The sequence below is a fragment of the Sulfitobacter sp. UBA4523 genome, from assembly GCF_002388305.1.
Classification (GTDB): domain Bacteria; phylum Pseudomonadota; class Alphaproteobacteria; order Rhodobacterales; family Rhodobacteraceae; genus Sulfitobacter; species Sulfitobacter pontiacus.
This window is the reverse complement of sequence record NZ_DGMH01000009.1, coordinates 1-10184: the sequence shown is the minus strand read 5'-3', so window position 1 is coordinate 10184 and position 10184 is coordinate 1. Positions and strand designations below refer to the sequence as shown.

The 10184-nt window shown below is 57.6% G+C and carries 13 protein-coding genes; 6 read left to right on the top strand and 7 right to left on the bottom strand.

The features are described from left to right. The 4 genes from B3849_RS01610 to B3849_RS01595 form a co-directional block, all read left to right on the top strand. Positions 1-376: ABC transporter permease subunit (locus B3849_RS01610; RefSeq protein WP_286779729.1), on the top strand; the 376-nt coding region annotated here is incomplete at its 5' end. A gap of 1 nt (position 377) precedes the next feature. Then, positions 378-1163: an ABC transporter permease gene (locus B3849_RS01605; protein ID WP_278425434.1), complete on the top strand. Its 786-nt coding sequence runs from the start codon at positions 378-380 to the stop codon at positions 1161-1163. Then, on the top strand, positions 1160-2191 hold the full coding sequence (locus B3849_RS01600; RefSeq protein WP_278425435.1) for an ABC transporter ATP-binding protein: 1032 nt from the start codon (positions 1160-1162) through the stop codon (positions 2189-2191). The genes B3849_RS01605 and B3849_RS01600 overlap by 4 nt, the downstream gene beginning before the upstream one ends. After that, entirely contained in the window at positions 2191-3006 is an 816-nt protein-coding gene (locus B3849_RS01595) for a phosphodiesterase (protein ID WP_093926226.1), read from the top strand. The genes B3849_RS01600 and B3849_RS01595 overlap by 1 nt, the downstream gene beginning before the upstream one ends. Positions 3007-3320: 314 nt before the next feature. Here B3849_RS01595 and B3849_RS01590 read toward each other — a convergent pair whose 3' ends face one another. The 4 genes from B3849_RS01590 to B3849_RS01575 all read right to left on the bottom strand — a co-directional run bounded on the left by B3849_RS01590 (position 3321) and on the right by B3849_RS01575 (position 5700). Next, positions 3321-3740: an EamA family transporter gene (locus tag B3849_RS01590; protein ID WP_278425446.1), complete on the bottom strand. Its 420-nt coding sequence runs from the start codon at positions 3738-3740 to the stop codon at positions 3321-3323. 35 nt (positions 3741-3775) lie between these two features. Next, positions 3776-4213, bottom strand: coding sequence for a DUF6789 family protein (locus B3849_RS01585; protein WP_278425436.1), 438 nt, complete (start codon positions 4211-4213; stop codon positions 3776-3778). Between the two features lie 83 nt (positions 4214-4296). After that, positions 4297-4851, bottom strand: a complete 555-nt coding sequence (locus tag B3849_RS01580; protein ID WP_278425437.1) for a carboxymuconolactone decarboxylase family protein — start codon at positions 4849-4851, stop codon at positions 4297-4299. A 99-nt stretch (positions 4852-4950) separates the two neighbouring features. After that, positions 4951-5700: a glucose 1-dehydrogenase gene (locus B3849_RS01575; RefSeq protein ID WP_278425438.1), complete on the bottom strand. Its 750-nt coding sequence runs from the start codon at positions 5698-5700 to the stop codon at positions 4951-4953. Between B3849_RS01575 and B3849_RS01570 the strand changes: the two genes are divergently transcribed. Next, entirely contained in the window at positions 5693-6715 is a 1023-nt protein-coding gene (locus tag B3849_RS01570; RefSeq protein ID WP_286779728.1) for a LysR family transcriptional regulator, read from the top strand. The genes B3849_RS01575 and B3849_RS01570 overlap by 8 nt on opposite strands. 33 nt (positions 6716-6748) lie before the next feature. Here B3849_RS01570 and B3849_RS01565 read toward each other — a convergent pair whose 3' ends face one another. Genes B3849_RS01565 through B3849_RS01555 form a run of 3 tightly spaced genes read right to left on the bottom strand, consistent with a single transcriptional unit; the run spans position 6749 to position 9056 of the window. Beyond that, the gene (locus B3849_RS01565; protein WP_278425440.1) at positions 6749-7987 is read right to left on the bottom strand and encodes a YbfB/YjiJ family MFS transporter; all 1239 of its coding nucleotides are present in this window, start codon (positions 7985-7987) and stop codon (positions 6749-6751) included. Between the two features lie 59 nt (positions 7988-8046). Then, positions 8047-8514: a DUF2798 domain-containing protein gene (locus B3849_RS01560; protein WP_278425441.1), complete on the bottom strand. Its 468-nt coding sequence runs from the start codon at positions 8512-8514 to the stop codon at positions 8047-8049. A 23-nt stretch (positions 8515-8537) separates the two neighbouring features. Then, on the bottom strand, positions 8538-9056 hold the full coding sequence (locus tag B3849_RS01555) for a hypothetical protein (protein ID WP_278425442.1): 519 nt from the start codon (positions 9054-9056) through the stop codon (positions 8538-8540). A 44-nt stretch (positions 9057-9100) separates the two neighbouring features. Between B3849_RS01555 and B3849_RS01550 the strand changes: the two genes are divergently transcribed. Further along, entirely contained in the window at positions 9101-9817 is a 717-nt protein-coding gene (locus B3849_RS01550) for a TetR/AcrR family transcriptional regulator (RefSeq protein WP_278425443.1), read from the top strand. The last annotated feature ends 367 nt before the right edge of the window (positions 9818-10184 follow it).

Genomic DNA, 10184 nt, shown 5'->3' with positions numbered 1-10184 from the left:
CTATTTCTCGATCCCGCGCGTGTTGCTGACCGTCATGGCCGCCGCCGAAAAGATCGACCCGGCGCTGGAGGAAGCCGCGCAGACGCTGGGCGCGCCGCCGCACCGCATCGTCATCGACGTGCTGTTGCCCGCGCTGTCACCTGCGCTGATTGCGGCGGGGGCCATCGCCTTTGCCACCGCGATGGGGGCCTTTGGCACTGCGTTCACTCTTGCGACCGACATCGACGTGCTGCCGATGGTGATCTACACCGAATTCACCCTGTCGGCGAACATCGCCATGGCTTCGGCCCTGTCGGTGATCCTGGGGCTGGTCACCTGGGCCATACTGCTGATCGCGCGCAGTTTCTCGGGCGGCACGGTCGCTGCGGGAGGGTGAGATGCTGAAATCCATCACGAAATCCATTCCGCGGATCGTCACGCTGCTGGCTTGCGCCTTTTTGCTGATCCCGATCATCCAGTCGGTGCTGGCGGGGCTGACCGTCAACTATTTTCGCGGCCTGTCTTCCGGGCTGACGCTCAAATGGGTGGCGCGCGTGCTGGAGCTTTATTCCGGCAGTATTCTGCTGTCGATCTGGATCGCGCTGGCCTGTCTGGTGGTCACCCTGATCCTCGGCGTACCTGCCGCCTATGCGCTGGCGCGCAATCCGGGCCGCGCGTCGCGGGTGCTGGAAGAGTTCATCTCGCTGCCGTTGGCCATCCCCGGTCTGGCGCTGGCGCTCTTGCAGCTTTACGGCACCTTGCAGGGGTTCCGGACCAGCTGGACCTTCATCCTTGTGGGGCACGTCCTCTACACCCTGCCCTTCATGGTGCGCTCGGTCCTGTCGGTGCTGGCCGCCATTGATCTCAAGGTGCTCGAGGAAGGGGCCGCCTCGCTCGGTGCGGGTCCTACGCGGCGCTTTTTTGACATCGTGGTACCCAACGCGCTCCCCGGAATCCTGGCCGGGGCGCTGACCGTCGTCACCCTGTCGATCGGCGAGTTCAACCTGACCTGGATGCTACACACACCCTATCTGAAAACCCTGCCCGTGGGACTGGCCGACAGCTATGCCTCCATGCGGCTCGAAGTGGCGTCGGCCTATACGCTGGTCTTCTTCGTCATGATCGTGCCCCTGCTGATGGCCATGCAATGGGCCAGCGCCCGTGCCCAAAGGATCATACAATGACGCTGACACTTACCAATATTGCCAAGACATTTCCGGGCGGCGTCAAGGCGCTGCTGCCTACTGATCTGGAAATCGCGAAGGGCGAGATCGTCTCGCTGCTGGGGCCGTCGGGCTGCGGCAAGTCCACGCTGTTAAGGATGATCGCGGGCCTTGAAACGCCCGATGCGGGCGCGAAAATCGTCTTCGACGGCAAGGACGTAACCCGCCAATCGGTCGAGACCCGCAAGATCGGCATGGTGTTTCAATCCTACGCGCTTTTCCCGAACATGTCGGTGCGCGGCAACATCGGCTACGGGCTCAAGATGCAGAAACTGCCCAAGTCCGAGATCGAGGCGCGGGTGAACGAGGTCATCGCGCTTTGCCGTCTGGATGGTTACGCCGACCGCGCGATCACCGCATTGTCGGGCGGGCAGCGGCAACGCGTGGCGCTGGCCCGCGCAATGGCGCCACGTCCGCATGTGCTGCTGCTGGACGAGCCGCTTTCGGCGCTGGATGCCGCCCTGCGCGGCCAGTTGCGCGACGAACTGGCGCTGCTGTTGCGCCAATTCGGCATCACCGCGATTTTCGTCACCCACGACCAGAACGAAGCGATGGCCATTGCCGACCGCGTCGCGGTGATGAGCCAAGGCGAAGTGGCCCAGATCGGCACGCCCGAGGCGCTTTATCGCAAGCCCGCAACCGGGTTCGTCGCGCGTTTTGTAGGCGACGCCATGCCACTGGAGGGACGGGTCGAGGGCGACCAGCTGCATCTGCCGGGCGGTATCCTGCCCCTACCGGGACCTGCCGCGAACAGCGAGGTTCTGGTCCGGGCCGAAGACATTCGCATCGACCCGCAGGGGCCCATCACGGCCCGCGTCGAGACGGTCACCTTTCTCGGCACGCATTACCGGATTGCGCTGTCCGGCGCGTCCGATACGCTGCTGATCGCGCTGCATTCGGGCCTGAGCGCGCCGCGGCAGGGCGAAACCGTGCGCCTGTCCGTAGCACCCGAGGCGCTGTTGATCCTGCCAAAGGGAGTAGCCGCCTGATGTCCGGTTTCATCCAGATCACCGACACCCATGTCGTCGCCCCCGGGACGCTTGTCTGCCGACGCTCGGACAGCGCGTCTGCCCTGCGCCAAGCGATCGAGACGATCAACGCGAAGCTGCCGCTGCTTGCGGGCATCGACTGCGCCATCGTCACGGGCGATCTTACAGATCATGGCACGCCTGAAGAGTATGCACATTTTGCGGCTCTCATGGAGGACCTGAACCTGCCCTGGCGCGCCATTCCAGGCAATCACGACCAGCGCGAGGCGATGCGGTCGGCCTTTGCCGATGCACCATGGATGCCAATCAGCGGGCCCATTCACTGGATGCGCGACTTCGGACCTTTTTCAGTGATCGCCCTCGACACATTGCTGGAGGGTGCCCATTACGGCGAACTCGGTCCCGAGGGGCTGGCCTTTCTCGACGCTTCCCTTGCGGCCATCGGCGATCAGCCTGCTATCGTGGCGACGCACCATCCGTGGATGCACAGCGGGATACCCGCGATGGATGCCGACAACCTGCGCGATGGTGCTGCCCTGATGAAGCGGCTTGAGGCCCACCCTGCCCCGTTGCGCATGATCTCGGGGCACGTCCACCGCGCGATGACGGGCCAGATCGGGCGCGTGACCTGTCAGATTGCGCCCGCGACCTGCCATGCTGTGCTGACCGATCACCAGCCGCAAACCGATCCGCAGCTGGTGTTAGAACCGGGCGGTTCCACGGTCTGCCGCTGGCTCGACGCCCCGGGACCTGGTCTGGTGTCCGACGTCATCCCAACCGGAGCGTTCCCAGGACCATTCCCCTTTCAGGACTGATCGGTCCAAATCTGGCAGGGCGCCTTAAATGCAGGGTCTCAAGGGTTTGGGAAGTCTGCTTATGGACCGGCCGACATCCCACTTTGCACATGATGCAAAAACGTGGTTCCTGCTCCCTGTTTCAAGGAAGGCGAACGACCCTAAGCGGCCGTTGTCGAAGACTCTCTACGCCGCAGCGCAGCTTTCCCAAAGCGGACCTTGATGCGCACCGAAGCATTTTGCTTTAACCGAATATCTGCGACGGGGGGGCATTTCACCCATTTACTACAAATGTTTGAATGGGGGAATTTTTGTACTTGCGTTGCTCGATAACTTTATCGCGCAACAAGGAAAATCCCAATTACCGCAAGTGCCAGTCCGCCTGCTTTGCTGCCTGTAAAAGGCTCTTTCAAAATCACGATACCAAGCAGCGCTGCGCCAAGAATAAACATACCGTAAACCGGCACCACGACACTTGCCGGGCCCAGCGACAGCCCTTTGAAAAGAGATCCAACTGCGATGGTCAGCGTGATACCAGTTGCATAAGCATAGATCGCGGGAGTACCGACTAATTTAGCAGGGAAGAATTCGATAAATGCCCCGCTGGAGATTGCATATGCGATCGCCGAAACAGCCACGATGCTCGTCGCGATAGCCAAAACAGCGAAGGCATTCAACTCTCCGCTGCGCGTTGACAGCTTGACGAGTATTGTTGCGGCTGAACACTCCGCCATCCCGAGAAGTGCCCAATAAATTTAATGCATGCTCGCCCCTAAAGGTGGCTGATAGGTTACGCGGAAATTTCAGAATGCAATGAGGCAAAAACCAACCCCAAGACTGCACCAAACACGATATGCAGTATCAACGTCATGACAGCAGCCATCATTCCGATCCCCAGGTTAAGGCCGAATAGGCCGGCACCTGCCATTGGCATCATAACGACCATCATACCAAACCACGCGGCGATGCCGAAAAGAATACCCTTCACGATCTGCTTATCGCCGGGGATCGAGACATTCAGCAAGGCAAAACCACCACCCCAAGCGAGCGTGCCGATAGCGAAATGGCCAATCCAGCCTACCAAGGCGGGCGCGCCCAGCATGGCTGCGATCATGTGTATGGGGTCGAGTTCAGGAAAGGCCCCGACCGCTCCTTTAATCAACATCATCGCAGACAGGACCACAGTTGCAGCGAGGCCCGCAATAAATCCGGATTTAAGATCAGTCATGGGAATTCCTTTCAAGAATGGGATGGAGCAACAAAACTCGAAATCCGGGGCTGCAAAACTGTGCATCGCAGCCCCGGGTAGGATCACACAGACGGCGCCCAGGCGAATTTCTGGAAGGGCTTATCGACCGGCGTATCTGCGATGTGGTTGGTGTAATTCGACATGATCTTTTGGCTATAGCCCAGGATCACCTCAAGGATGTTGCGCTTGGTAAAGCCTGCATCAAGGAAGGTCTGCACGGTTGCGTCATCCAGATTTCCACGCTCGCGCACCAGTGCCAGCGTGAAGTCCCGCAGCGATTCCAGCCGTGCATTAGGCAGTGCGGTCTTGTCGCGTAGCGCATTTGTGATCGCGTCATCGACACCCATGCTCTTGGCGATGCCGGTGTGGGCAGGAACACAGTAGTGGCAGGCGTTTTCAACGTTGATGGTCTGCCAGACCACGGTCAGTTCGTCCTTGTCGAAGCTCGAGTTCACGAACAGCTCATGGACTTGCTGATAGGCTTCCAGCAGGCCCGGGGCTTCGGCCATGACGGCGTGCAAGCCGGGGATCATGCCGTAGGCTGCTTTGGATTTCGCCAACAATTCTTTGCTGCCTTCAGGGGCAGTATTCTCGTCGTGAAGTGTAAAGTCAGTCATCATTGTTTCCTTTTTAGGTTTGTCTGGTTTGGTAGGCTGTAAAAAATGGTGAGGGTGCCTTGGGTGATGTTGAAGCCACCACCACCAGTCGGGGAGATTTCAGACCTGCGTCCATCCGCCATCGACGACCAGCTCGGTGCCGACCACATAGGAGGAGTCACCGGACGCAAGAAACAGGGCTGCGGTCGCAATCTCGCGAGGTTCGGCAAAGCGTTTAAGCGGGATCTGATCGGCCATGCCTTCGCCCATTGCGTCAATCTCGGCTTCTGACATGCCTGCACGGGCATAGATCGGTGTGGCTACAGGACCGGGCGAGATTGCGTTGACGCGGATGCCGCGTGCCAACAGTTCACCCGAAAAGCTGCGCGCAAAAGACCGCACTGCAGCTTTGCTTGCCGCATAAGCTGACATGCCTGCCATGCCTTTGGTATTCGACACTGATGTGGTCAGCACCACCGACGCGCCGTCATTCAGCACGTCAATACTGTGCTGAACAGTCTTGAAAACGCCCTTTACGTTCACATCGAAAACTTTGTCAAAGTGGTCCTCACCCGCTTGTGCCACAGGCGCGAAATCCGCGACACCGGCATTGGCGAACAGGATGTCTACCTTGCCGAAGCGGTCGTTGGTTGCGGCGAAAAGGCGTTTTAGGTCAGCATCTTGCGTCACATTACCCTGCACGCTGATGGCGTTATCACCTAAGGTTTCCACAGCATCATCCAGTGACTTCTGATCGCGACCAAAGATCACGACTTGCGCGCCTTCATCGATGAATGTCTTGGCGGTGCTCAGACCAATCCCGCTGTTGCCGCCGGTGATGACGGCGGTCTTTCCGGTAAGCTTGCCCATTTTGTTTCCTTTTCAGATGGTGCAGCAGTTTGCTGCGCTCCACCCGAATATGGGGCATGCGCCTTTCATATTGAAATTGAATGATATAACATTCTATATTCACAAAATGAATTTACGTTCTCTGGATCTGAACCTGTTGGTCGCCTTTGATGCGCTTATGCGTGAGCGCAATGTTACCCGAGCTGCGCGCACCATTGGCCTGTCGCAACCAGCATTTTCCAACGCGCTGACGCGCCTACGCGATCGGCTGGGGGATGAGTTGTTCATCAGGACGCCCGAGGGCATGCGCCCCACCGCTTGGGCGCTTGAACTCAGCGGGCCGATCAGCTCGGCGCTGAATGACATTCAGATGGCGCTGGATGGTGCATCGTTTGATCCAGCGACGGCAACACGGCTGTTCACGATTGCCACGCCTGACTATGCGACGATCACCCTTTTCCCAAAATTGCTCAGCCGCGTCCGACAAGAGGCGCCGGGCGTTTCATTGCAAGCCATATCCCCCAGCGTTCACTACGGGGAGTATCTGGATAACCAGAGCGCCGATCTGGCGCTGCTGGCGTGGCCGGACCCGCCCGAGCGGTTTGCATCTGAGCCCTTGTTCGAAGAGAAATGGGTTTGCACGATGCGCAAAGGCCATCCTATGGTCGGAAAATCACCGACATTGGACCGATATGCATCTGTGGAACATCTGCTTGTTAGCGCAACAGGGAAACGCCGAAACTGGATCGACGATGCAATGGCGGACCGCGGCCGCACGCGCCGCGTCGTTTATACGATGCCGACCTATGGCCCAGCACCGCTCATTTTGGAGACGACCGATCTTATCCTGACCTGTCCGGCCAGCGTCGCGCGCGAGTTTGAGCGAAACGTTGGAACACTCGTCTCCCCCTGTCCGCTGGAAACACCTCAAGCCATGCGCAGTGTTCACATGGTTTGGCACAAACGCCTTGGAAATCACCCGGCCCAGCAATGGCTGCGCGGGATACTGCGCGAACTTGGTGCAGAATTTACCTAATAGGTATGGAGGCTTGCCTTGTACAAGCTTTGATCAGCTTCCCTGGTCAGGGGTTTTCAAACGCAGGCTCATAGCGATTGCCAAGCTGGCAGCGATGCCCGAAATGGCATAGCTTGCGCTGAAATCACCACTACATTCAGCCAAAAAGCCGGCGATGACTGGCCCTGCGGCTTGCCCGCCTGAAAAAGCAAATGTCAGCGCCGCCAGCGCATTGGCTGCCCCAGCAGTACCGAAAAAATCGCCCGCCGAGGCCGCCATGATCACAGGGATACTCCAAGCCGCCAGCCCGAATAGAAGGATCGAGATATAGAGAGCTGCTACGTCCGTCCCGATGCCCACCAGAAGGAATGACAAAGACAGCACCGCAAAGGCCATCGCCAGCCCGCGCCGTCGGCCAAGCCTGTCAGAGATGATGCCGAACAATACGCCCGAAAAGATACTCAGAAAACCAAAGGAAGACCAAACTGTACCCGCCGCCGTCGGATCAAGCCCGTATGCGTCGACCATGCTTGTTACGATGAAGGTGACGTAGAGCATGTAAACCGCGCCGTAGATGGCAAAGATCAGGCCCATACTCATCAGCAGGCGCAGTTTCGCCCGCCCAGTCAACGCATCGCGCAGGGTGCTGTGGTCTTGGGCGCGCCCGAAAGGTTCCTGTGCTTTTTGGAGAGGGTGGTTGCGCAGCAAAACGAAAGCCAGCATCGCGATAGCGGTGGAGATCGCAGCAAAGATGATCCAGCCAACCTGCCATGATTGCAGCCCGAAGGTCGGCACCAACCTTGGCACAATAAAGCCGCTCAAGATGATGCCGAAACCCGGTCCAGACATCACAAGGCCCGCCGCAAATCCCCGGTGCGATGGGAGAAACCAATGCGACATGACGCTCATTGAGGGCAGCACAACGCCGCCGCTGCCAATTCCAGTGATGATATACAGGGCGCAGAGTGTCGCAAAGCTTTGGGTCAGCGCCATCCCAAACATGGAAAGGGCAATTAAGAGCAAGCTGAATGTAACGGTCAGTCTGGTGCCAAGCCGGGGTAAGATGATTGGGGCCAGCAAAACAGCAACCAGATAGCCCACCATATTGGCAAAGCCCAGAACCCCGCCTTGCCCGTATGACAGTCCGAGCGATGTTGACATGGATGGCAACATCATTCCGAAAGCAAACCGCGCAAGACCAAGGCCGCAGATCATTGCTGAAGCCCCGGCAAAAGCAACGACCCAAGCGTAATGAAGCCCGGGCTTTGTGCTTAAAGGTGTTGTTGCGCGCATAGCGCCCCCTAACAATAGAATGCACGCCACCAAAGCCAGTGCCAGGCCATGTTAACGCATCAAGCGCGCAACATGGCCAAAAGCCATGGGCGCACAGTTGTCGTCAGCACCAAGGCCAGGGCAAGCCCAACAGGAAAGGCCGTGATAAAGGCATTAAGCCAAAGCTCTCTCACAACAGCCATATCACCGAAGCCTGCTTCGGTTCCGGCTGTAATCACTGCCATAAGTGACTGCATGATCACCGCCATGATAAGCCCAAGCACGATCCGCAGTTTCATTGGGGCCAGCCCCGGCATGATCCGAGACAACAGCTTGTCAAACAGCCCCATGAGCAAGAACGCGAAAGGCAACAGGACGAACACAGCCTTCAGAAAGGAAATCCCCCAATTGGGCAGGAAGATTTCCGAAAAACCAGTATTGGCCCAGGTCATGATACCGGTAAGCGTCCCGGCAACACTGCCCATGACGGCTGCGACGATAGCAATTTTGTGCGGGATTGAGCGATGGGTTGGGTGGGAAGTAGGCATAGCAGCCCTTTCAAGTTGGGGTGTCAGGACAGACGTGTTTTACGGCGCAGCCATCCGTTCAGGATCGCAAGTGCCATGACGATGACCGTCAGAACGGGTGGTTTGGATTGAAATGGAAGCACTTCTGCCGGGACGTCTGGATGCAGATGCACGTAGACGGCAACCAGCATGATGATCACGACGAGCAGTGTTGTGAGGGCGAAAACCAGATCGCTGATGGGCCCCTGCAACCGCTGCCATCCGATAAAAAACCCAAGCAGAATGATTCCGGCGGTAATCTCTCCGGCCTGACCTGCAAAAGCGGATAGCGCCGGAAATGGTAGCCGGCTCAGCGCGATCTGCTGCGCAAACATGTCGGTGAAGGGCAAAAAGAATTTGGCGACGCCGCCCAACAACAAAAACGCGCCAAGCAGGCCGCTGAGCAAGCGGTTGGCATTGGCCGCACCCGACGCGCTTGACCGTCGCATAAGCGGATAAGCAACAAGGGTGATAACAGCGGCGACACCGACGATTAGTAATAGCTCTTTCAATAGTTGGTCCATTGGATACCTCTCGAACTCAAACGGCGGGTGCGACTCAATATGGAATGATCGTTCAAAACCACATAGTCAGTTTGGAACGATTGGTCAACACTCTTGCACCGCTGTCGAAAACCATGGATAGATTGCCAGAGCAGACGCTGCACAAACCGCTTTTGCGCGCACAAAGGACCGCGATGATGCCTTGGGAAAAGAGTTTTGAAATTGACGCCACGCTCGACAAGGCTGCCGAGGTTTTTTCCGTCAAGGGGTACGAGGCGACGTCGGTTGCCGATCTTGTAAAGGCCATGGGCGTGAACCGTGGCAGCCTTTACGCCACATTTGGCAACAAACACGATTTGTTCAAATCTGTCCTGACCCGCTTTGTCGAAGAACGTCAGGCACAGACTTTGGCGCAGCTCGAAGCCAAGCCCGATCCGATCGATGCGATCCTGTCGCTTTTTGACACGGTCGTTCATCAAAGCGTGACCGAGCGCGAGCAGAAGGGAAACCTGATCATCCACGCAGCATTGGAGTTCCCCAATCATAACGAGGATATACAGGCCGTCGTGGATAGGGCGCTTAGCGCTTTAGAGGATTTCTTTCTCAGGGTGATCGAGAAGGGCAAAAAAGCACAAATAATAGACGCATCAATTGATGCTGGAAGTGCGGCAAAATCGCTGGTCGCCCTTACCGTTGGCTACCGGGTCCTTGCACGGGGTGCCTTTGATAATGATGCGCTGCGACTCGTCAAAGACAGCTCGCTACGTATCATTGGTGCGTGAAACCATATACGGGTCTTGTCTGGGAATAATTTGCAAACTTCATGCACAAGGCAAAGAACCTTGCGCTCTTTCGACTCAGAGGCCAATCCTACAAAGACTTGCTGGCGCGACACTCAAAATTGCCACACCCCGCCATCTGCCGAACGGCAGCTGTTACCCACATAGCCTGCCCGGGAACTTAGCGCAGCGAAAGTCTGGTTTCCGCCCTCCACCAAAACCTCTCGCCAGCGCAGCACACATTGAGCCGTTGCAGTGAGTGGCAGGAAAGTCCGTAAAGCCAACTTTGACCGGAGCTACGCCAAGTTCTGCTTTGGTCAAATGAACAAGCTCCCGAAGAAATTCTCGATGACCTGCCCCCCGCGAAATC